Annotated in this window: 14 protein-coding genes; 8 read left to right on the forward strand and 6 right to left on the reverse strand. The window is 60.8% G+C overall.

Going from position 1 to position 22796, the window contains the following annotated elements:
• Positions 1–163 precede the first annotated feature (163 nt).
• The 6 genes from AC0J41_RS01325 to AC0J41_RS01350 all read left to right on the forward strand — a co-directional run bounded on the left by AC0J41_RS01325 (position 164) and on the right by AC0J41_RS01350 (position 12895).
• On the forward strand, positions 164–820 hold the full coding sequence (locus tag AC0J41_RS01325; protein ID WP_473014359.1) for a hypothetical protein: 657 nt from the start codon (positions 164–166) through the stop codon (positions 818–820).
• Between the two features lie 146 nt (positions 821–966).
• A complete protein-coding gene (gene cobG, locus AC0J41_RS01330) occupies positions 967–2265 on the forward strand; it encodes a precorrin-3B synthase (RefSeq protein ID WP_473014360.1) in 1299 nt (432 codons plus the stop codon).
• Entirely contained in the window at positions 2258–2884 is a 627-nt protein-coding gene (locus AC0J41_RS01335; RefSeq protein WP_473014361.1) for a precorrin-8X methylmutase, read from the forward strand. The genes cobG and AC0J41_RS01335 overlap by 8 nt, the downstream gene beginning before the upstream one ends.
• Positions 2884–3615 carry a precorrin-2 C(20)-methyltransferase gene (locus AC0J41_RS01340; RefSeq protein ID WP_473014362.1) on the forward strand — a complete coding sequence of 244 codons (732 nt, stop codon included), beginning with the start codon at positions 2884–2886 and terminating at the stop codon, positions 3613–3615. The genes AC0J41_RS01335 and AC0J41_RS01340 overlap by 1 nt, the downstream gene beginning before the upstream one ends.
• On the forward strand, positions 3615–5315 hold the full coding sequence (gene cobJ / locus AC0J41_RS01345) for a precorrin-3B C(17)-methyltransferase (protein WP_473014363.1): 1701 nt from the start codon (positions 3615–3617) through the stop codon (positions 5313–5315). The genes AC0J41_RS01340 and cobJ overlap by 1 nt, the downstream gene beginning before the upstream one ends.
• Positions 5316–5782: 467 nt before the next feature.
• Positions 5783–12895: a TcdA/TcdB pore-forming domain-containing protein gene (locus AC0J41_RS01350; protein ID WP_473014364.1), complete on the forward strand. Its 7113-nt coding sequence runs from the start codon at positions 5783–5785 to the stop codon at positions 12893–12895.
• A 91-nt stretch (positions 12896–12986) separates the two neighbouring features.
• Here the strand turns inward: AC0J41_RS01350 and AC0J41_RS01355 are convergent, their stop codons facing one another.
• Complete coding sequence (locus AC0J41_RS01355) at positions 12987–13583, reverse strand: MarC family protein (protein WP_025111770.1); 597 nt, start codon at positions 13581–13583, stop codon at positions 12987–12989.
• A gap of 256 nt (positions 13584–13839) precedes the next feature.
• On the opposite strand from AC0J41_RS01355, the gene AC0J41_RS01360 reads away from it, so the two are divergent.
• A complete protein-coding gene (locus AC0J41_RS01360; protein WP_473014365.1) occupies positions 13840–14631 on the forward strand; it encodes a hypothetical protein in 792 nt (263 codons plus the stop codon).
• Between the two features lie 54 nt (positions 14632–14685).
• Positions 14686–15396, forward strand: coding sequence for a hypothetical protein (locus tag AC0J41_RS01365; RefSeq protein ID WP_473014366.1), 711 nt, complete (start codon positions 14686–14688; stop codon positions 15394–15396).
• A gap of 30 nt (positions 15397–15426) precedes the next feature.
• Here the strand turns inward: AC0J41_RS01365 and AC0J41_RS01370 are convergent, their stop codons facing one another.
• The 5 genes from AC0J41_RS01370 to dusB form a co-directional block, all read right to left on the reverse strand.
• Positions 15427–18201, reverse strand: coding sequence for a hybrid sensor histidine kinase/response regulator (locus AC0J41_RS01370; RefSeq protein WP_473014367.1), 2775 nt, complete (start codon positions 18199–18201; stop codon positions 15427–15429).
• Positions 18202–18300: 99 nt separating this feature from the next.
• Entirely contained in the window at positions 18301–19596 is a 1296-nt protein-coding gene (gene purD / locus AC0J41_RS01375; RefSeq protein WP_025111766.1) for a phosphoribosylamine--glycine ligase, read from the reverse strand.
• A 147-nt stretch (positions 19597–19743) separates the two neighbouring features.
• Complete coding sequence (gene purH / locus AC0J41_RS01380) at positions 19744–21351, reverse strand: bifunctional phosphoribosylaminoimidazolecarboxamide formyltransferase/IMP cyclohydrolase (protein WP_473014368.1); 1608 nt, start codon at positions 21349–21351, stop codon at positions 19744–19746.
• Positions 21352–21433: 82 nt separating this feature from the next.
• Entirely contained in the window at positions 21434–21754 is a 321-nt protein-coding gene (fis, locus tag AC0J41_RS01385) for a DNA-binding transcriptional regulator Fis (protein WP_002555375.1), read from the reverse strand.
• Positions 21751–22761: a tRNA dihydrouridine synthase DusB gene (gene dusB, locus AC0J41_RS01390; RefSeq protein ID WP_025111764.1), complete on the reverse strand. Its 1011-nt coding sequence runs from the start codon at positions 22759–22761 to the stop codon at positions 21751–21753. The genes fis and dusB overlap by 4 nt, the downstream gene beginning before the upstream one ends.
• Between the last annotated feature and the right edge of the window lie 35 nt (positions 22762–22796).

Raw genomic sequence — 22796 nt, forward strand, 5'->3', positions numbered from 1 at the left:
TCTATCGGTGGTGACGGGAGGAACGCACCAGATACATGAGGTTTATAAAAATCAATTATTCGAGGCGGCAACTTTGTTAGTTTGCCTTGGTTGAGATTTTGAAGTTCTGAATGCTCTTGGGCTTTCGGTGTGTTTTATTTTATTTAATAGAGAAATAAACAGTATGGATACTGAGTTGCGCACGGAAGCGGGCAGTTGGCATGCAGTAGTAATGAACGATACGTTGGTGACCGGCTTTGAAACGCAGGCGGTAGTCGACAGAAACTTTTTCAATAACTGCATATTTCTCGCCTCCTTCAAGGCGAATAAGCTTTATGACAGTGATAAGAATACAGGTGAATGGTTCGACTACTATGTCGGCGTACTCTGGTCGTATGGCTGGAGTTTTGATGAGGAGCCTGTCGAGTTTGTTCAGCCGCAGTTTTCCGGGAGCGTACAGCAAGCCTGGATGATGTCGGCCGCACGTCTGGTTACGCGGTCTCAGCTGGCACAGGTTGAGACGGCACACGCTGCACTCGAAAAAGATGCACTGTTGCTGGCCAAGTTCGCAGGCTCGAGTGGCAAGACACATAAGTCCCACATCATGCCGGTGCGCTATGGCGCCAATGGTGAGCTGGTGGTGGTGCTCAGTCAGATCAGGTTTATCAAAACGGTCATGCGCACAACGTATCTCTTCTGGCAGATCCATCAGCCAATGTCTCAACTGGATATCCGCGCCAGAAGACTGGTGATCAACCGTCGGGCAATGGACGCCAATCGTGAAAGGCTGGCGCTGGCCATTCGTGACATTCCGTTCAAGCTGGAGGAACACGAGCTCTGAGAGCTGGCGGGCTCAGGTATTTATCGTCAGGGCGAGGATTCCGACCGGCAGGCATTTTCATGCGCTTGGGCAAAGCAGGCATAATGGCGACCTTTCGCCCCTCACAGCGCTGCCAGCCAGTCGGTCATCCCTTGAACGAACGCCCAATGTCCACCGCTCTACGCCCCTCGGCTTGTCCGGGGTTGTTGCGTATTGTCCAGGCACTGGACGGCGGTATCTGCCGGATCAAGCTCAATGGCGGTTCGATCAGCGCCGATCAGGCTGATGCAGTGGCCGATGCCGCCGAGCGTTTCGCCAGCAGCGCGATCGAGGCGACCAACCGCGCCAATCTGCAGATTCGCGGCATCGGCGGGCAGTCTGCGGCATTGATCGACAGCTTGCTGGACGCCGGTCTCGGGCCGCGAACCGCTGCCGGCGACGACGTGCGCAACCTGATGCTCAGCCCCGCCGCCGGGATCGACCGGCAGATGTGTCTGGATACGCGCGCCCTCGCCGGGCAGATCCTCGACACCCTGCAAAGCCATCCGCGCTTCCACGAGTTGAGTGCCAAGTTCGCCGTGCAACTGGACGGTGGTGAAGCGCTGGCGATGCTCGAGCATCCACATGACCTGTGGCTGGCGGCGTTCGAGCGCGAGGGCAAAACGCTGCTGGCGTTCGGTCTGGCCGGGTGCCCGACAGATCGTGCGGTCGGCGCCGTGGCGCTGGAAAACGGCCATGCGCTGGTGGTCTCGGTGCTGGAGCTGTTCCTTGAACGGGCACGGCCAGAGCAGACGCGCATGCGGCACTTGCTCGAAGAGTTGCCGCTGTCGGTATTTGTCGAACAGCTCGCTGCACGCTTGCCGATCAAGGCGATCGGCGACTGGCAACGCATGCCGGCCGCCGCCGCCCTGCACATCGGCGCTCATTCGCAGCACAACAGCGACCTGACATACGTAGGCGCGGTGCCGGCGCTCGGTCGTCTCGACCCGGGCATGCTGCGCGGCGCCGCACAACTGGCCCGCGACTGCGGCGATGGCAGCCTGCGCTTCACACCGTGGCAAAGCCTGTTGTTGCCCAACGTCAAGGCGAGTGACGCTGCGCACGTGCTCCACAGTCTGGAGCAACTCAACCTGTTGACCCGGGCCAGCGAGCCCTTGTCGCGCCTGATCGCCTGCACGGGATCCAGCGGCTGCGGCAAAGGTCTGGCCGATACCAAGCACGATGCCCATCTGCTGGCGACGTTGTTGCCGCGAGCGCTTGATGTGCACCTGTCCGGCTGTCCGCGTTCCTGCGCCGCTGCGCACGCTGCTCCGGCGACGTTGCTGGCGGTCGGCAGCGGTCATTACGACCTTTATTTTCGCGATGCAGCACGGCCGGGTTTCGGCACGCTGCACGCACGCAACCTTACTATTGAAGCGGCCGCGACCCTGCTCGACGCCCGCTCACGGAGCCCCCTTGATGCTTGATTACATCCGCGACGGTCAGGAAATCTATCGCAACTCCTTCGCGATCATACGCAGCGAGGCCAATCTGGCGCGCATCCCGGCCGACCTGGAAAAACTTGCAGTGCGGGTGATCCACGCCTGCGGCATGGTCGAGGCCGTCGATGGTCTGCAGTTCTCCGAAGGCGCAGGCAAGGCCGGGCGCGATGCGCTGGCGGCCGGTGCGCCGATCCTGTGTGATGCACGGATGGTCTCCGAAGGCGTGACCCGTGCCCGCCTGCCGGCCAACAACCCAGTGATCTGCACCCTGCGCGACGACAGCGTCCCGGCGCTGGCTCTTGAGCTGGGCAACACCCGTTCCGCCGCAGCGCTGGAACTCTGGCGTCCACACCTGGAAGGCAGTGTGGTGGTGATTGGCAACGCGCCGACCGCACTGTTCTATCTGCTGGAAATGCTCGACGCCGGTGCGCCGAAACCAGCATTGATCCTCGGCTTCCCGGTGGGTTTCGTTGGTGCGGCGGAATCGAAAGCGGCGCTCGCGGCTGACAGTCGCGGTGTACCGTTCGTGATCATGCAGGGCCGCCTGGGCGGCAGCGCCATGGCCGCCGCAGCGGTGAATGCTCTCGCCACGGAGATCGAATAATGCAGGCCAAAGGACGTTTGATCGGTCTGGGCGTCGGTCCGGGTGATCCGGAGTTGATCACCGTGAAAGCCTTGCGTCTGTTGCGCGAATCGCCGGTGGTGGCGTACTTCGTCGCCAAGGGCAAGAAAGGCAACGCCTTCGGCATCATCGAGGCGCACCTGCAAGACGCGCAGAATCTGCTGCCGCTGGTGTACCCGGTGACCACTGAAGTGTTGCCGGCACCGCTGTCGTACGAGCAAGTGATCAGCGATTTCTACGACGAAGCCGCCGAGACGGTGGCCGCGCATCTGGATGCCGGTCGCGATGTGGCGGTGATCTGCGAAGGCGATCCGTTCTTCTACGGCTCCTACATGTATCTGCATGACCGTCTGTCTACGCGTTACGAAGTCGAAGTGGTGCCGGGCGTGTGTTCGATGCTCGGCGGCGCTTCGGTGCTCGGTGCGCCGCTGGTGTATCGCAACCAGAGCCTGTCGGTGCTGTCCGGCGTGCTGCCGCATGATGATCTGAAGCGTCGTCTTGCCGACGCCGACGCAGCAGTGATCATGAAGCTGGGGCGCAACTTTCCGAAAGTCCGACAGGTGCTCGAAGAGCTCGGTCTGGCCGAGCGGGCGCTGTACGTCGAGCGCGCGACCATGGCCAATCAGAAGATCGTGCCGCTGGATCAGGTCGAGCCCATGTCCTCGCCGTACTTCTCGCTGATCATCGTCCCGGGCGAACGGTGGCAAGGCTGATGAATCCTTCAACACCCGCCATCGTTATCCTCGGTCAGGGCAGCCTGGCCACTGCCCTGCGCATCCAGCAGGTCTATCCCGCCGCGCAGATCCACGGCCTGGCCGGGCGGGTCGAGGGCGCCGATCGCACCTATCAGGAGTTCGGCTCAACCCTGCGTGAGTTGTATCAGCAGGACACACCGATCATTGCCCTGTGCGCGGCCGGCATCGTCATCCGCACCCTGGCGCCGCTGCTGCTGGAGAAGGGCGCCGAGCCTGCGGTGCTCGCCGTTGCGGAAGACGGCAGCGCCGTGGTGCCGCTGCTTGGCGGCCTCGGCGGGGTGAACGTCATGGCCCGCGAGATTGCGGCCGGGCTGCAAGTGGCCCCGGCGATCACCACCAGTGGCGAGTTGCGCTTCGGCACCTGCCTGCTCAATCCGCCGAGCGGCTATGCCTTGGCGGACCTGGAGCTGGGCAAGCGGTTTGTCTCGGATCTGCTGGCCGGGCACAGCGTGCGTATCGAAGGCGCGGCGCCGTGGCTGGAACAGGCGCAGTTACCGGAAAATCCGCAGGCGCAGCGCTCGATCCACATCAGCAGTGCCGAGCGTGCCGCGAGCGCCCATGAATTGTTGATCTACCCGCGCAGCGTTGCGGCGGCGGTGACAGGCGCTGTCGGCGATCTGCCGAATGCCGTGCGCGCGGCGTTGCAGCAAGCGAACGTCGCAGTGCAAGCGTTGGCCTGCCTGGTGGCGGCTGACAGCGAAATGGCCTCGGCGGATTTGCGTGAAGCGGCTTTGGTACTGGGTGTGCCGCTGCGTTTTGTGGCGGCGCAAAACGGCACCGCAGCAGTGGCGCGCAGTGCACTGCCAGGGGCCAGGGTCACTGAGGTGAACGGGCTGGCGATCGCTGTTGCCGAACAGCCGCTGGACATCGCGCAAATCGGGCGCCCACGAGGACGTCTGGCGGTGATTGGCCTGGGGCCCGGTGCGGCAGAGCTGATGGTGCCCGCCGTCAAAGCCGAACTGGCGCGCGCTACCGATGTGCTCGGCTACGAAACTTATGTGCGCATGGCCGGGCCGTTTCGCAACGATCAAGTGCAGCACTGCACCGACAACCGTGAAGAAATGCAGCGCGCCCGCCACGCCTTCCGGCTGGCCGCGCAGGGGCGTTCGGTGATCGTGGTGTCGTCCGGCGATCCGGGGGTGTTCGCCATGGCGGCGGCAGTGCTCGAAGCGTTGCACGAGTCGGATGATCCGGCCTGGCACAGCGTCGATCTGCAAATCCTGCCGGGCGTCTCGGCCTCTCTGGCTACCGCCGCGCAGGCCGGTGCGCCGCTGGGGCATGACTTCTGCGTGATGTCGCTGTCGGACAACCTCAAGCCGTGGTCGATCATCGAGAAGCGCCTGGACCTGGCCGCTGAAGCCGATCTGGCGCTGGCTTTCTATAATCCGATCTCCCGCGCCCGTCCGTGGCAATTGGGCCGCGCGCTGGAAATCGTCGCGCAACACCGCACGCCTGAGACGCCTGTGGTGCTGGGGCGGGACATCGGCCGGCCAGGCCAGACCCTGCGCACCACCACACTGGGCGCATTGACCCCGGATCAGGTGGACATGCGCACCATGGTGCTGATTGGCTCGTCCACGACCTGCACGTTCCCCCGCGCCGAAGGTGGCGACTGGGTCTACACGCCCCGCTGGTACGGCGAAAAGCCGCTGTCCTGAGTCCCTGCGCAGCCCTTCGGGGCTGCGGTCTTTTTCGCCGCTGTCAGATCGTTGCAGCGAACGGCGTCATTCGCGATTGTTTCCGGATTTGACCGTGTCGGATTGTTCACTGGTATCCGTCCGACATCTGACCGTCGCTCGTCAGCGAATTCTTGTTACTTACGTTCTGTCTTATCTCATTAGTCAGTAGATGACGCCTTATTGACGTCTCAATGTCTTTGTTTGTTCGAGGCGCATTTACGGCGTGTACGTCAATGACATGTCCGGTGACAGGTATTGGACGTTACATTCTTTATTGGTTATGGCTTTTTTGCTGTTTTCTGAAACTTGCTGAATGTTTTCCCGTTTGAGCGCGTTGTTATTGCCCGGTAGTTTTGCCGCATCGGAATCTGCTGTTCAGCTGCTGCATGGGGCCTCGGGACGTTACCTGTAGGCCTTAAGCGCACTGTCGTGTCCGAACTTTCCGAATGTTACAGCCGGGTTATCGCGCGCAATCAATAAGGATGTTGGGTTCAATGCAATCAATAGATCAGAACAGAGAACAGTTTGTTAAGTTTGTCGATCTCTTCAAGTTGAAAGACCTTGAGCAAGCGTTGTCATCGCATAAAGGCAGTCAACATTACGATTCGGTATTGCGTTATTACTTTGCCTGCGTGGGCAAACTCGAGTCACCAGAGTTGATGGAACCGTTGGCCTTGCTCAAACAGACGCTGGAGTTGTTGCGCGGACCGGTCCGGGTACCGCGAGCGAGCGATGTGCAAGCGCCGGCCGCAGCGGACCTTCCACAGATCTGCGAAAAGATCGAAGGGTTCGAAACGCGCCTGCGCTTTGGTATCGAGCAAATGAAAACACCTCCCACGGCGGTGCCGAAGGCCATGCACTTTGTCTGGCTCGGCGGTGGCATTGGCGAGATCCAGCGCGATTATCTCAATGTGTGGCGGCAGGTACTGGCGGGGCAGGGCTATTCCCTCAACCTGTGGTACGACAGTGATGCGCTTCTGGCGCATCAGACCAACAAGCTGATTGTTGAGGCGGCCAAGGCTGATGCATTGCTTCAGGTCGGGGATAGAACCATCACCGAGGACGAACTGGCGACGCTGTACGAAGAGCGCGCGATGGTGCTCAAGCAACAGATGTTCGAGCACATCAACACGGCCGTCGCCGCCGGGCAATCGGCTGATGACGCCAGAATCGACCTGCTGACCCGGGCCTATGGCCAGGAAGCGGGGGCGTTGGAAGCGCTGCTGGAGCGCAATCGTCACAGCCTGATGGCGCTGGCCGGTGATGACCTGAATCTGCGCGATGTGGGTGACGCGGGAAAACCGATGCAGTTACAGGACATTTACCTGCGTGAAACTCGTTTGCGCGGCAATCTGGCGGCGGCCTCCGATATCGTGCGGGTCGAAGCTCTGTTCAATGAAGGGGGAGGGTACGCAGATGTGGATAATCTGCCAGCGCTGGCGCAGCGGCTGGGCACCACCGATATCAGCGAATGGGGCGGGGATGCGCGCATGGGAGCGTTGCAACTGCTGCTCGATCACAACCCCCACTGGATGCCCGGGCGTCAGGCATTGCGCAGTCGCTACACCGATTATTTCGACTCCATTCCTGTGCAGCACCGCGCGCAGTTGGAGGCATTTGCCAAGGCCGGCCCCACATTGGGCCAGGTTTTTGAGGTTCCGGTGCCGGGGATGGCGCGTGTTCACGAGTTGCGCGCGGTGGTCGATGGTTCGTCGCTGAGCAACGCATTTCTGCTGGCTCATCCTCGCGCCGCGATGCTCGAATCGGTGATCGAGCGAATGCGCTTCAACTATGAAGTGATCGACGAAGCGACGTATCTGGCGGTCAAGCGCGGCGTTGCGCGGATTGATTTTGATGGCATGATCCAACTGGCGCGCGAGGTGCTCGAGCGCACCTACGGACCGCTCGACCGGTTGTCGATGGAGCAAGACATTTCCGCCAATTTGCTGGCCAGTGCTGCCGCTGGATATTTCAGCGATGGGATTCGTCTGCAGAGTGAGTGGACTATCTACCTGACCGGTCCCGGGGCCATGCGCAGTGGCATGGCGGATTACGAAAGGCAGCATTTCACTGCCGCCGGGGCGCAAGCGGCTCGCGAGCAGCTTGGCATTGCACCGTTGGCAATGATCAATCGTGCGACAGAAGAAGAGCAGGACCATTCCTGGAAAGACAACGAAACCGACCCGCAGAAATGGTTGGCCGATGAGCAGGCCCGCTGGCAGGCAGGACAATACCCAACCCGCTACCTGGGTGATGTCGCGCAGTTGCTCAAGCATTCAACGATCGAATTCGACAACGGCTGGCCGCTGCTCGAAGGGCGTCCGGTGCTGCTGAGCGACATTCTGCAAAAGCTGGTCGACACCTTGGGTGAGCCGTTCATTCGAGCAATGCGGCGCAGTCACAACGGACCGATTACTTTTGAAACCCCGCTGCCGCTGAGTTTCGACGACCGCCAAGCGATCAAGGCCCAGCCTGTCGAGGTATTGGCGCCGGGGTCATTGAGCGACCCGAAAACCCAGCTCCTGGGCCTCGATGAACTGCTCAGCGCAATGGCCAAAGGCACCTTGCATCTGGCGCATGCCAGCCCGTTGCAGCGCCTGACGCTTGGCATGCTGCTCGGTGCGCAGACCTTGGACAACCGACGCTTCGCGTTGCTCGGCGAGGAGCTGGATAACCTCGCCAACAGCGTGGTTGAGTTGGGCGCTTCCAATCGCTATGCGGCCATCGAGCGGCAGTTGTACAAGCGCCGGACACCGGCGTTCATGGCGGGAATGGCCAGCGTGTTCGATGAACCAATGCCGGCGCCCGGGAGTGCGCTGGCGCTCAAGGACGTCGCACTGTCTCAGGCCCATACGCCGTTTCAGTGGGGCCGCCAGGTGGCGCGTATCCGGCAGCGGGCGACCCTGGAACACCAGGAACATATCGTTGAGCGCACGGAACAGGTGCTCGAGGAGTTCAACGGCACACACTTCAAACCGGTGCCACAGGATCTGTTGCTGCACAGCGCAGGTGAAGCCGTCGGGGGGCGCTGTTATCCGTTGGCGCTGGTTGTGAGCGCCGCGCTGACCCGTGGTGAGCAGGCTTTCGGCCGCTTGCGCGAGCGCTTCTATCTGGCGGTCGTCGCCCCTGAACAGAGTGATTCGCTGGCGTTTCTCGATGCACTGGAGCAATTGCGCGATGTTCAGCTCAGGGATGTGGGGCAGGCGCTTGGACGGGTCAACCTGGCTGAGGTGACCACCCGCCTTGAGCGTTATTCCGGCCACGGCACCTTTATGCTCAACTCCGATAACCACGCCATGCTCGTGGCGAAAACCGTAGAAGCCGGGCAGGCCAACTTCCATTTCTATGATCCCAACTTCGGGCTGTTCAAGTACGCCAGCCCCGCAATGTTCAAGCAGGGACTGGCGGACTTTTTCCTCAAGCAGGGCATGTCCGGGTACTACGGCGCCTATGGCGAGCCCGCCGCTCCGGAGTTCGATCTGATTGAGGTGCATGGACAACAAGTGGCCGCCCTGCAAGTGTCCGGCGGGTTCTCCGTCGGGCAGTTGCTGGAGTCAGACGCCTTGCCCCAGCAATCCTCGTTGCGTCCGATTCGTCGACGTCTGGCCAGCGCCCATGGTCAATCGCTCGTGGAGAATGCCCATCTGGGTCGCAGCCTGCTGGAACTGGACAGTCGCTGGTGGGGGCAGCAGATCGCCCATGTGACGGCAGGCCTGCAGGATCTGCATGACGTGCCCAAAACATTGGTGCCCGTGTTTGAAACGCTGGAGATCACCGCCGAGGGCCGATATCGGATGAGCCTGTTCGATCCATCGAACGGGCAGTTTGTGACGCAGGTGATCAGCGATGAACCTCGCCTGCTGCGCATCAAGGATTACCTGACGGAGCAGTTTGCGACATTGGGGCGAAAACCCGGAGGCCCCGGCGGGCTGCCGGATCCGTTCGAGGTAGCCAGCGTGCACACGCTCAATGCCGGGTTCACCATCCAGGCCTTGATGAATGCCCTGCGTAAACGCGAGGGGGACGATCGGACGCTGACCCTGGCTGTGCGCCTGCACGCCTACGTCAACTATGCGCAACTGGCCCATGGCACGTTCATGGATGTCGCCGGCGTGGTCAAACTGGTCCAGACCGCGCTGAGCGAAGAGAAGGCTATTGCCCGCACTTGCGCCCCCGTGGTTGGTGAAGCCCTCGGGCATGTGGCCAATGAAGGCGTTGGCGCATTGTTGGGACTGGCCAACGTAGGCTTCGATATCTATCAATTGGCAACCGCCAAAAACGATGTGGACAAGGCGCAGTTCGGCACGCAGCTGGCGTTTGACTCAACGGGTCTGGCGTTGACCGGTGCCGGCCTGGCGGCGGCCGCTACGGGAGCTGCGACAGCGGCGGCGGTGCTGGGCGGCGTTGGCGTCATGTTCGGTGGTTTGGCCGTCGGTGTGGCCGCACTGGCCCAAGGGTTTGCCAGCATCGCCCGGGACGCGCAAGCAGTCGGGTTGTTTTTCGATGCCCTCAAGCGCAGTGCCTATGGCGTCGGCTATCGCTTTGACGAGGCCTTGCAATCGTGGGTGGTGCAGCCTTCTTCCCTGAGTATCGAATGCCTGGATCTGAAGGCTGGGCGACTGCTGTTGGGGCGTCCGAAACTGCTCAGGCTGCGCGACCATTTCGGCGTGCCGGACTGCGATCCTGATGATGCCAAGGCAATCGATATCCGCCAGCAGTTGGGGTTGCGGGGGCAGATCAGGCGCGAGCTGCCTGCTGGGCAACGCATCATCCTGCCGTGCACGCCGCAGGCGTATTACGGTTATGAGTACAAGGCGCTGCCCTTCGCCTCGTGGCGACACGACACCGGTTTCGATACGGCACGTCAGCTTGAGAAAAAGGATCGGGACGGGCAGTGGCAGTTTCTGTTCACGTTTTACTCTTTTCCGTCCCACTACATTGTTCAGCGGTTGCTGCCGTCCTACCGGGATACGCTGATCCGGGTGCTGCTGGATGCGGCCGATCGGGAGCTGGTCGTGCCGGATCTGCCGCAGGCTTGGCAGGGCAAGGTGTCGTATGAACTGACGGGGGCCGGGGCTTCGTGCTCGTTGAGCCTGACCCGCGGGATCAAGGTCGAACTGCAGGCGCCGGGTATCAGCGATCATTGCCGCTGGGTACTGGTGGCAACCTGGGCCACGCAGAGCGATGTGCTCCTGGGACGATATGGCGCGTTGTCTGTCGGCGGTGTCGAGGTGACGTGCTCAGGCAAAGGGCGTCATGAAGTGCTGGTCAGGCTGGCCGATCAGCGCCTGTTCAGGCTCGATCGCGCAGCGCTGACGTTCGAGCTGCTGGAGGACACCGCGCCGCCAGGTCTCGATGAGTCGGCATTGCTCCAACACTACAAGACGCTCGCTCGGGAGCACCGTCTGGCGCTGCCTTATACGCCGGTTCACCATTACCTGATCCCCTTCGAATCGCCACAAAAACCGCGCTACACCACGGCCTGGTATGACGCCGGCGAAGACCGTTTCCTGTATATCCGCAATGAACAGGTGCAGGCCGACAAGGCATTGTTGGGCGCGGTGGTCGACGGGTTCGCGTACTTCCATGAACCGGAGAATGCGTTTATCTGGCAAGTCGACGCCGTCAGCGGGTTGCTCAAACACCGCTATCGGCTGTTGCAGATGCCGGGTAAAAGTTCGGTGCTCAGCATCGAGGCGGATGAACATGGGGTGATTCATGTTGTGCAGACGCTTGTTCAGGAGAGGCACGAGACGCTGCAGTACAGGTTCCTGATTCATCAGGGGCAGTTGCTGTTGAGCTCCATCACCCACGATATGAATCGGCGGCTGTCGGTCGAACTGTCTGGCGTCGACACGCTGACGCGATGGCAGCAGGTGGTGGGTGACTATCTGCCGCAATTGCCGGCGCCTGAGCAGGACGGAGCAACCACGATTGACTGGGAGCCGGCGTCTTACGTGTCGGTGTGCTGGATGTTCGAGCCCAATGTGCGGGACATGGTCTGGATTCGCGGTCGCGACCGTTTGTTGATTCATCCGGTGCCGCGCCCGAAGCGCGCGCGCGGTTGGCCTGACTCGATCAAGAACCTGAACGATCTGATGCTGCTGACCCTGGCGCAGGACAGTGACCTGTTCGTCGTCTACGATCGGCCCAGGCAGCGGCTTTGCCGGCTCGAGCGGACAGTGTCCGAAGGCAAGTCCAACTGGTCGCATGCGTGGGTGGAACCGAACGGTCTCCAGCAGGTTGTGGCTGTCGGGGATGCCTATCAGGCTGTTACCGAAGATGGCTTGTTCTTCAATCTGAACCGGCAGGGCGAGGTGCAGTTTGGCGGCGTCACCGAGCAATGGCTCAAGGGGCGTGCGCACTGGTGGCAGGCACTGGATGCGGTGCTGGCGCAATACCCGGTCGAGGATTTTGCGATTCTCGGTTTGCGCAACACCCAGGTCGATGCGCCTCTGTGCGCCTGGTATGTGGATCAACGCCTGTTGCTCACCGAGCCGGCAAGCCGAGGCGACACCCGTCTTCTGGGCGTTACCCCGGACAAACGACACGTCTGGCTGTTCGAACCGGCGACTGGGGAGATCAGCCGTCAGACGTTCATCGATCCCCGGCAATTCACACGGGCATTCGGTGATGGTGTGCAGTTGTTGCACGATGATGTGTTGCCGCCATCGCAACAGGAATGGGAAGACTGGACGTTTGCCGATGTGAGTCTCGACGGTAGCGGCCTGCGGGGTGTTTCGGTTGAAGGCGTAATGCTGACGCTCACGTTCGATCATGGCGAACGGATCACCGGGGTCAACAACGCTTGGGTCGCAGCGCAAGGCGAGCACCTGGTCGAGCGTCTGCAAACGTTGCTGGAAGCGTTCGAGCACGAGGCCTTTGTCTCGGTGGAGTCAGGACCTGGCCGCTTGCAATGGTATGACGTGCAGCGCGCCAGGCTGATCCAGATTGCTGATGCAGATCTGCCCGCCGACTTCGACCTGTTGGGTACGCGGCGTCAGGCTCAGGTGCTGCTGCATCAGCGCGGCGACGGAATCGTGCAGAGCTACCCCGCTCGGCAGCGTCTCGGACCGTTCGATTACCTGCAGCGAAATGTCAGGGTGCTGGTGGTCGAGGGGCAGATGAGGATCGGTGATTTGCTGCCGTTGCTGCCGGACGGAGTTGACACGCTGGTTCTGCGATTGGGACAGGGGGCGCTGTTCCATCTGTCCAGAGCGCTGTGGCTCAGGCTGCAGTCCGTCATCGTCGACTGCCGCCACGCGGCAAGCGAGACCATCACGCTCCCGGGCAAACTGAACTGGGCGCTGCAAAGCCCGCAAAAGCTGCAACTGGAGATCGTCGGCGAACACCTGGTCATTATCGATCCGGATACTGAGCACAGTCTGATCTTGCGGGATGTGTTCAGCACCGATTCGGCGCTGTGTGGTGAAGTGTTCCTCGGCTTTGACGGACAGTTTTCGCTGCCGGTGTCGCGCCTGGTGCAAAAAATGCGCGGGCGTCAGGCGAGTGCCACGATGGCTACGATGGAGGAGTTGCTGGCCGTCGCCGTTGCGTAGTCATCCTGAAGGTCTGAAGCCGATCTGAATCGGTGTGCCCGGCAGGCAAAGGCCACGAGCAGATGTGCTCGCGGCCTTTGCGGTGATCAAGTCAGGGCACCAGATAGCCCTTGACGCCGGTGAAGATGATCTGCGCTGCCAATGCACAGACAAACAGCCCCATCAGTCGACTGACGATCTGCAATCCCTGATCGCCCAGAATCCGCTCGATCCGGTTCGACAGATACAGCACCACGCCGACTGTGAAACTGGCCAGGGCGATGCTCATGATGGCGGTGAGTTTGTCGTCCCAGTGTGGCTGGCTGACACCCATGACCAGCAGGGCACCGATGGTGCCGGGGCCGACCGTGAGAGGAATGGTCAGCGGCACGATGGTCACGTCCTGTTGCACGTTGTCCGCCTGCACGGCCGGCTTGCCTTGGGCCATGCCCAGCGCCGAGATGAACAGCACACTGCCGGCGCCGATGCGGAACGCGTCGACGGTGATCCCGAACACATCGAAAATCACTCGCCCGAACAGATACAGCAGGACGCTGGAAACCAGGGTGGCCACCGCCACTTTCCAGGCCAGGCGCCGTTGCTCCTTGCGCGAATATCCCCGGGTCAGGCTGATGAAGCAGGACAACACGAAGAACGGGCTGTAGAGCACCAGCATCTTCAGGTAAACGCTGAATAACACGTGGAGCATGAGGTCGGCTCGCATCCGGAGAGTGATGGCAGCGAGTCTATCAGTCGGTTAGTTGCTTGTGTGTGCAAAAGTTAATGCGTGCGGCAACGGCTGTTCGCAATGGCATCTGGTTAGTTGGTTTATTGTTGTTTGTTGGTTTTATTTTGTTGCTTGTATATGGTGTTACAGGTTTTGGTTTGTGGCTGTGTGAATGTTTGGTTATGGTCTTTCTGGCAAGTTCATGAAGAGCTTGCTAGTACTTAATAAGGAAATTCTGATGCATGATCAAGTTATTCTCGATGGTTATATTTCTGCCTGTGTGAAAGCGATTGAGGCGTGTGAGATTGACCAGCCGATCGTTATTCGTTCGCGTGGCCTGATGGCGGCTGGGGACACTATCGAAGCACCTTCGAAAGGCTCTGTTGTGGGTGAAGGTACGCTGGGTTTTGCCGGAAAACTCACTGCCGAAAACCGTTCGGATGCCGAAAACGCCTTTCTCTTCGCAACCCGTGCTGCGAATAAAATGTACCCCGCAGAACATCAGGGTAAAGAATGGTATTTGCGCTTTCGCGAAGTCATGACCCTGGCCGGCTGGACGCCGATCAGCAAGTACTACAGTGATCTGGGCGTGGCTGGCACCAGCGTGCGAATGGACAAGCTGGTATTGGAGATTCTCGGCTCGGTGGTTGCCGGCGTTGCTCTGCCCGGCCCGGCTAGCGCATTGATGATCAAGGTGGCGGGGGATGCGATTGCGGCCCTGCAGAAGCGTGATACTGCTGCGCTGACTGTCTATGAGCGCAATCTGCTGGAACATGGCGTTGGCGGCATTTCGGCCGGTGCGTGCGTCGAAGTTGAAGGCGAGGCCATGATGGCCGTGGGTGCGGTGCGTTTCCAGCGCAAGAACAGTTCTACCCAAGTCATGTTCGTGGACGTCGATGTACGAAATGTGAATCTGTATCGCGGCGAAACGGTATTTGCCAAGAATACATTGGTGGCTGAAGGTGTTCGTGAATCGATCAAGAGCAAACTGATTCCTCACAAGAACCAGATCATCGATATTGAAATCTAAACGATTGAAAAAGGCAGCTGATTATTGGCTGCCTTTTTTGTCAGGGGCGTTGATATGAGTTGCGACTATTCTGTGTTGATCGTCGGAGTGGTTGTTGTAGTGATTCCGTCTGCGGATGATTCAAAACACTATAAGGATTTGATCAACTCCATGTTGCTGGCGCAACTGGCAGCCAACAAGAAGATCGAAAAAACACCGGGCGTCAACTGGTATGACGTGTATGTGGGATTTCTGGACAACTATTGGTTGCGCCATTCAAGAGAACGCCAGGATCTGTCTATCGCAAACGATAATATCGAGTCGGTCGAAGACTGGACCGTCGCGGCGTTGTTCAAGGACCCCGGGGCTGACAAAAGCGCTGCGGCATTGGTGCTGCAGCGTCTGACGCTTCTGTCCGGCACTGAGCCGGCATTGGTGTTGCTGCGACAGCATGTGCAGAAAGTCTCCCCGCCTGAACCGGATGAGGCGCGTGCGTCCGCCAGGGCTGTGCGCCTGCTGGTAGCCGTCGCGAACTCGCCGACGTCGGTGACAAGTGTCTACCTCGAACTCGAGACCGACCGGATCCTGGGCTGCAACCCTTTGGCTGAGCTGTTTCAGGCCGGGGAGGTGCGCGGCAGCGTGTGCATGCGTTATGCCGCGGCCTCGTTGTCCGAAACCCTCTACGCGCCGGTACGCGAAGCCATTGCCCTGAAAATCAGGGACAGGCTGGATGACAACGTTGCGATGTTGACATTGCCCGATGAAGAACGCGTTGCAGACGATTGAGGCACGGCCGGACAGGCGCGATGCGCCTGCTCAAAAGGTCGAGGCCGTGCGGTTCTGCTGATCACGCTGCGCCACCCAGTGCTCGATCAACTCACGTAACTGCGACAACTCCACCGGTTTGGCCATGTGTCCGTCCATTCCGGCCTGGCGTGCGCGTTCCTTGTGCTCGGCGAGGATATGCGCGGTCAACGCCACGATCGGCGTGCGGATACGCTGGTTGCTGACTTCCCACGCGCGCAGTTGCTGGGTTGCCGAGAAACCGTCGAGGATCGGCATTTCGCAGTCCATCAGCACCAGGTCGTAACGCTGGGCCTTCATCGCCTGCAGGGCTTCTTCGCCGTTGCTGGCGGTGTCCGGTTGCAGGTTGAGCTTGCCGAGCATGCCGCGAATCACTTTGGTCGAAATCGTGTTGTCTTCAGCGACGAGAATGCGGAAGTCGCTCGGCACCTTGGCTGCCGTGGCGGGCGTGACGACTTGCGGCTGGAACACCACCTGGCCCTTGTTACGCTGGTTCAACTCATCGGCGAGCGTGGTCTTGAGCGTATAGCCGGCCACCGGTTTGGCGAGGATGCGCTTGATCCCGGAGTTGCGCGCGATGATCTTGCTCGGCGCGTTGCTGATGCCGGTGAGCATGATCAACAGGATGTCGTGGTTCAGGCTCGGATCTTCCTTGATCTTGGCCGCCAGTTGCATGCCGGTCATGCCGGGCATGTTCTGGTCCAGCAACACCACATCGAAGTAGTCACGCAGGTGCGCCTTGGTGCGCAGCAGCGCCAGCGCTTCCTTGCCCGAGGGCACGGCGCTGACGTTCAGGCCCCAGGCGCTGCACTGCTGCACCAGCACCTTGCGGCAAGTGTCGTTGTCGTCCACCACCAGCACGCGTGCACCCTGTAGCGGGCCGTCGAGGTCGGAAGTCGGGTGTTCGAGACGGTCGGGGTCCAGCGGCAGGGTCAGCCACAACGTGCTGCCCTGGCTGGCGCCACTCTTGATTCCGAATTCACCGTGCATGAGACGGATCAGTTGCCGGGCGATCACCAGCCCGAGATTGCCACCCAGACGATTGGCCGAGAGGAAGTGCTTGCTGTGCAGTTCGGCGTGCATCAGCGCGTCGCGCTCTTCCGCATCCATCGGCTGCCCGCTGTCCTGCACGGCAATGCGCAGGCGTGGTTTGACGCTGCGCTCGTCGAGGGCGACGACGATCAGCACTTCGCCTTCGTCGGTTTTCTTCAGGGCGTTTTCCAGCAGGCTCAGCAGGGTCTGACGCAGGCGAGTCGGGTCACCGCTGATCACGCGCGGTACCTGCGGCTGGATGAAGCTGATCAGCTCGACGTTCTGCTGTTCGGCCTTGGCCCGGTAGATGCTCAGGCAATCGTCGATCAGGGCATTGAGGTCGAACTGCACGTCGTCCAGTTCGATCTGCCCGGATTCGAGCTTGGAGATGTCGAGGATCTCGTTGATCAGTGTCAGCAGTTCGTTGCCGGCGCTGTGGATGGTCTGCACGTAGTCGCGTTGCTTGACCGACAATGGCGTGCCCAGCAGCAGCTCGGTCATGCCCAGCACGCCGTTCATCGGGGTGCGGATTTCGTGGCTGATCTTGGCGAGGAATTCGGCCTTGGCGTTGATCTCGGCGTTGCTCGCAGCGAGATCGCGGCTGATGCTGAAGCGGCTTTCGGTGATGCTGCGCTGGCGCTCACCCAAGGCGATGCTCATCAGCAGGCCGCTGACGCAGATGAACGCCATCAGGGTCATGATCAGGCCTTGCGGCGCGACCAGGGTCAGCCCCAGCAATGCCGGCAGGATGATCAGGGTGCCAATGTTGAAAACCACCATCCCGGCTACGAACAGCCGTGCTGGGCGGTAACCCTTTTGCCAGTGGTAGAAGCCCACCAGCAGCATGCTCAGACCGGCCAAAGCCACCAGCGCGTAAGTGATGATGTTCAGCGGCAGGGTGTTGACGAATAACAGCAGCAGGCTGCAGATCACGATGAACAGAATGTCGCCCAGCAACAGTTTGTTCAGCGGGTGCGCGCCGAGCGGGGCGAAGAAGCGCAGGGCGAACATCAACCCGGCCGGGGCGGTCAGCAGCAGGGCCAGATAGGCGCCGGGAGTCTGGATCGCGTGCCAGTTCGGCAGCCAAGGGCCGGCGAGATTGAGCAGCAGCAACAGACTCAGGCCCAGCAGGCCTTCGCAGACGGCGAGCCACAGGCTGCTGCGCGAGCGCGAGTAGGCGTAGCGCACGAGGTTGTGCAGCAGCAACATGCCGAGGCAGCCGAACAGCAGGCCGAAGATCAGGGTCTGGTTCTGGTTGGCGGCACTCATCACCGCCGATTGCAGGGTGATGTGCGGGCGCAACTGATGGTCGGAAACCATCCGCAGATAGACATCGAGGGACTTGTCGCTTTGCGGCAGCGGCAGCAGGAAATCGCTGCTCGGCAGCGGCCGTTCGACCTGCGGCTGCTGGGTGCCGGAGATTCGTTGCTCGATCAGCTTGTCGCCGTCCAGCACGTAGAGACTGAGGTTGGACAGGTCGGGGGCGAAGATTCGCAGCACTTGCTCGTGCTTGCCCGGCGCCAGTTTGAAGCGCAGCCACAATGCGCCATCGGGTTCGGCGGCCGTGAGGCGGTCGAGTTCGATGGGGCTGAATTGATTGGTGTAGCGAGCCGAGCGGATGTCGCTCAGTTGCAGATTGCCCTGATCGTCAAGCAATACCGACCAGCCACTGCCTTGCGCGGCCTGGGCCGGAGGCATGCAGAGCAAGGTCAACAGCGTGACGGTGAAACTTATGGCAATCCTGAGCCAGCGCACGGCGAAATCCCTTCGTAGGTTGATGCCAGAATATAACGATGCGCGGCGGCGGAACAGCCCGGCGAGGGACTGCATCCCGCGCCGGACTTGAAGGACAGCTTATTCCTGGGTTTCGCCACGTTCACGGGCAATGGCGCGGTAGCCAATGTCCTTGCGGTAGAAGCAACCTTCCCAGTCGATGGCGGCGGCCAGCTTGTAGGCTTGTTGCTGGGCTTCGCTCACGCTGGCGCCCATGGCAGTGGCGCAAAGTACGCGACCACCGGCAGTCACTACGGTGCCATCTTTGAGCGCGGTGCCGGCGTGGAAGACTTTGCCTTCCAGGCTTGCCGCCGTGTCCAGGCCGTTGATCGCTGCGCCTTTGGCGTAGTCGCCCGGGTAGCCGCCAGCGGCCAATACGATACCGACGCTCGGGCGCGGATCCCACTGCGCTTCAACCTTGTCCAGCGCTTGCGCCAGGGCGGCTTCGACCAGCAGCACCAGGCTCGACTGCAGACGCAGCATCACCGGTTGGGTCTCCGGGTCGCCGAAGCGGCAGTTGAACTCGATGACCTTCGGATTGCCGGCCTTGTCGATCATCAGACCGGCATACAGGAAACCGGTGTAGACGTTACCTTCTTCGGCCATGCCGCGCACGGTCGGCCAGATCACCAGATCCATCACGCGCTGGTGCACGTCGGCGGTGACCACCGGGGCAGGGGAGTAGGCACCCATGCCGCCGGTGTTCGGGCCGCTGTCGCCGTCGCCAACGCGTTTGTGATCCTGGCTGGTCGCCATCGGCAGGACGTTCTTGCCGTCGACCATAACGATGAACGACGCTTCTTCACCGTCGAGGAATTCTTCGATCACCACGCGCGAACCGGCGTCACCGAAAGCGTTGCCGGCGAGCATGTCGCGCACGGCCTCTTCGGCTTCAGCCAGGGTCATCGCGACGATCACGCCTTTACCGGCCGCCAGGCCATCGGCCTTGATCACGATCGGTGCGCCTTTTTCACGCAGATAAGCCAGGGCTGGCTCGATCTCGGTGAAGTTCTGGTAGTCGGCGGTCGGGATCTTGTGACGGGCCAGGAAGTCCTTGGTGAACGCTTTCGAGCCTTCCAGTTGCGCAGCGCCTGCGGTCGGACCGAAGCAGTCCAGGCCACGGGAGCGGAACAGGTCGACCACGCCAGCCACCAGCGGCACTTCCGGGCCGACGATGGTCAGGGAAACGTTTTTCTCGGCAAAATCGGCCAGTTGCTCAAGGGCCAGCACGTCGATGGCAACGTTCTCGCACTTGGCTTCAATCGCAGTGCCGGCATTGCCCGGCGCGACGAAAACCTTCTGCACACGCGGATCCTGAGCCACTTTCCAGGCCAGGGCGTGTTCACGGCCACCGCTGCCAATGATCAAAACATTCATTTCAAAAACCTCAAAAATCTGTCAGGCGCTGCTGGAGCGCTTTATGTGGGAGCGAGCCTGCTCGCGAAAGCGGTGTGTCAGTCAAAACAGCTGTGACTGACAGATTGCATTCGCGAGCAGGCTCGCTCCCACATTTGAACCGGTGTATCAGTGACGGAAGTGGCGCATGCCGGTGAAAACCATGGCGATGCCGGCTTCATCGGCGGCAGCAATCACTTCAGCATCACGCATCGAGCCACCTGGCTGGATCACCGCCGTGATGCCGACCTTGGCGGCGTTGTCCAGACCGTCGCGGAACGGGAAGAACGCGTCCGATGCCATCACCGAACCGGCAACTTGCAGGCCCGCGTGCTCAGCCTTTATCGCAGCGATACGCGCAGAGTTTACGCGGCTCATCTGACCGGCGCCGACGCCGATGGTCTGACGGTTCTTGGCATAGACGATGGCGTTGGATTTAACGTACTTGGCGACTTTCCAGGCGAAGATCAGGTCGTTGATTTCCTGTTCGGTCGGTGCGCGCTTGGTCACCACTTTCAGGTCGTCGGCGCCGATCATGCCGATGTCGCGGCTCTGCACCAGCAGGCCACCGTTGACGCGCTTGTAATCCCAGGCTGCTGCGCGGTCTGCCGACCACTCGCCGCAGGCCAGCAGGCGCACATTGGCTTTGGCGGCGACGATGGCGCGGGCTTCTTCGCTCAGGCTTGGGGCGATGATCACTTCAACGAACTGGCGCTCGACGATCGCCTTGGCGGTCTCGGCATCCAGTTCACGGTTGAAGGCAATGATGCCGCCGAACGCCGATTCAGTGTCGGTGGCGTAGGCCAGTTCGTAGGCCTGACGGATGCCGCCTTCGGCGTCCGGGCTCACGGCCACGCCGCACGGGTTGGCGTGCTTGACGATCACGCAAGCCGGTTTGATGAAGCTCTTCACGCATTCCAGCGCGGCGTCGGTGTCGGCCACGTTGTTGTACGACAGCTCTTTGCCTTGCAGTTGGGTCGCGGTGGCGATGCCGACTTCGGCAGGCTTGGCCTCAACGTAGAACGCCGCGCTCTGGTGCGGGTTCTCGCCGTAGCGCATTTCCTGGGCCTTGATGAACTGGCTGTTGAAGGTGCGCGGGAATTCGCTGCGACCTTCGGTGCTCAGGGTCTCGGCAGCCTGGTTCACGGTGCCCATGTAGTTGGCGATCATGCCGTCATAGGCCGCGGTGTGTTCGAAGGCCTTGAGCATCAGGTCGAAACGCTGGGCGTAGGTCAGGCCACCGGCCTTGAGGTTTTCCAGGACGTTGGCGTAATCGCTGGCGTTGACCACGATCGCCACGTCTTTATGGTTTTTCGCCGCCGAACGGACCATGGTCGGGCCGCCGATGTCGATGTTTTCGATCGCGGTCGGCAGGTCGCAGCCTGGCTTGTTGATGGTGGCTTCGAACGGGTACAGGTTGACTGCCACCAGGTCGATCGGCTTGATGCCGTGCTCGTTCATGATGGCGTCGTCGATACCGCGACGACCGAGGATCCCGCCGTGGATTTTCGGGTGCAGGGTCTTCACCCGACCGTCCATCATTTCCGCGAAACCGGTGTAATCCGCGACTTCCACTGCAGCAACACCGTTGTCGCGCAGCAGCTTGAACGTCCCGCCGGTGGAGAGGATCTCGACGCCCAGGGCTTCGAGCTCCTTGGCGAATTCGAGGATCCCGGTCTTGTCGGAAACGCTGATCAAGGCGCGGCGGATCGGCAGGCGGGTAGTCTGGTCGGTCATCTCAATTTCCATCAAAAGCAAGGGAAGTCAGCAAAAAAGGCGACCGGTTTTACGCGGGCGCCTTTCTGGTTTGATTGAATGCTTACAGCAGATCGTACTGCTTGAGTTTCTTGCGCAGCGTGCCGCGGTTGAGTCCCAGCAGCTCACTGGCCTTGGTCTGGTTGCCCTTGACGTAGTTCATCACGCTTTCGAGCAGGGGAGCCTCGACTTCGGAGAGCACCAGGTTGTACACATCCGTGACGGACGCGCCCTCAAGGTGGGCGAAATAATTGTGCAGCGCCTTCTCGACACTCCCGCGAAGGGTCTGACCTTCTTCGCTCGGGGTATTGAGGTGCTGTTTCAAATTCACGTTGTCGCTCACGGGTGTTGTTCCACTCACTAAAGTCTCGGTCATCATCGTCATGCGGCCACCCCTTCTTCGTCCCCTGTCAGGCTCTTGTAACGCTCGGCGAAGAACTCCCGAACGTTGGCGCATTGTGTTTCCGTACCATCCAAACGATTGAAGTGGGCGCGAAACTCCCTGGCGCCCGGCAAGGTTGCGAGATACCAGCCCACATGCTTGCGGGCAATACGTACGCCCATCACATCCCCATAAAAGGCGTGAAGTGCGGCCAGATGCTCCAGCAGGATGCGTTCCACTTCGATCAGCTCCGGCGCCGGCAATTTCTCGCCGGTACGCAGGAAGTGTTCGATCTCACGAAAAATCCATGGCCGCCCTTGGGCAGCCCGACCTATCAGCAGGCCATCGGCACCGGTCGCGTCGAGCACGTAACGGGCCTTCTCCGGCGAATCGATATCGCCATTGGCAAACACCGGAATCGACACCGCCTGCTTGATCGCGGCAATCGTGTCGTACTCGGCAACACCGGTGTACAGATCGGCGCGCGTGCGACCATGCACTGCCAACGCCGTAATGCCGGCCTGCTCGGCGATCTTCGCCACGGTCAGGCCGTTCTTGTTGTCGCGATCCCATCCGGTGCGGATCTTCAAGGTCACCGGCACATCCACTGCAGCGACGACGGCCTGCAGGATCTCGGTAACCAGTGCTTCGTCTTTCAACAATGCGGAACCGGCGGCCTTGTTGCAGACCTTCTTTGCCGGGCAACCCATGTTGATATCAATAATCTGTGCGCCCAGTTCGACGTTGGCCCGGGCCGCATCCGCCAGCATCTGCGCGTCGCCACCGGCAATCTGCACCGAGCGTGGCTCGGGATCGCCTTCGTGGATCATGCGCATGCGCGACTTGCGGGTATTCCACAGGCTCATGTCACTGGTGACCATTTCCGAGACTACAAGCCCTGCGCCCAAACGCTTGCACAGCTGACGAAAGGGCTGGTCGGTGACCCCCGCCATCGGGGCGAGAATCAAACCGTTCTGCAATGTATATGGGCCGATGCGTACCGCCGACATAGGACTTCCCTGAAGTGGGGCCGGATCATGAGAGT

This window comes from Pseudomonas sp. Arb-4-2C (assembly GCF_055755015.1).

Bases quoted from the DNA above. Each gene is read 5' to 3' on its own strand.
- AC0J41_RS01350 (WP_473014364.1), top strand. From the start codon at position 5,783: ATGTTACAGCCGGGTTATCGCGCGCAATCAATAAGGATGTTGGGTTCA.
- AC0J41_RS01360 (WP_473014365.1), top strand. From the start codon at position 13,840: ATGCATGATCAAGTTATTCTCGATGGTTATATTTCTGCCTGTGTGAAA.
- AC0J41_RS01325 (WP_473014359.1), top strand. From the start codon at position 164: ATGGATACTGAGTTGCGCACGGAAGCGGGCAGTTGGCATGCAGTAGTA.
- dusB (WP_025111764.1), bottom strand. From the start codon at position 22,761: ATGTCGGCGGTACGCATCGGCCCATATACATTGCAGAACGGTTTGATT.
- purD (WP_025111766.1), bottom strand. From the start codon at position 19,596: ATGAATGTTTTGATCATTGGCAGCGGTGGCCGTGAACACGCCCTGGCC.
- AC0J41_RS01335 (WP_473014361.1), top strand. From the start codon at position 2,258: ATGCTTGATTACATCCGCGACGGTCAGGAAATCTATCGCAACTCCTTC.
- fis (WP_002555375.1), bottom strand. From the start codon at position 21,754: ATGACGATGATGACCGAGACTTTAGTGAGTGGAACAACACCCGTGAGC.
- AC0J41_RS01355 (WP_025111770.1), bottom strand. From the start codon at position 13,583: ATGCTCCACGTGTTATTCAGCGTTTACCTGAAGATGCTGGTGCTCTAC.
- AC0J41_RS01340 (WP_473014362.1), top strand. From the start codon at position 2,884: ATGCAGGCCAAAGGACGTTTGATCGGTCTGGGCGTCGGTCCGGGTGAT.
- purH (WP_473014368.1), bottom strand. From the start codon at position 21,351: ATGACCGACCAGACTACCCGCCTGCCGATCCGCCGCGCCTTGATCAGC.
- cobG (WP_473014360.1), top strand. From the start codon at position 967: ATGTCCACCGCTCTACGCCCCTCGGCTTGTCCGGGGTTGTTGCGTATT.
- cobJ (WP_473014363.1), top strand. From the start codon at position 3,615: ATGAATCCTTCAACACCCGCCATCGTTATCCTCGGTCAGGGCAGCCTG.
- AC0J41_RS01365 (WP_473014366.1), top strand. From the start codon at position 14,686: ATGAGTTGCGACTATTCTGTGTTGATCGTCGGAGTGGTTGTTGTAGTG.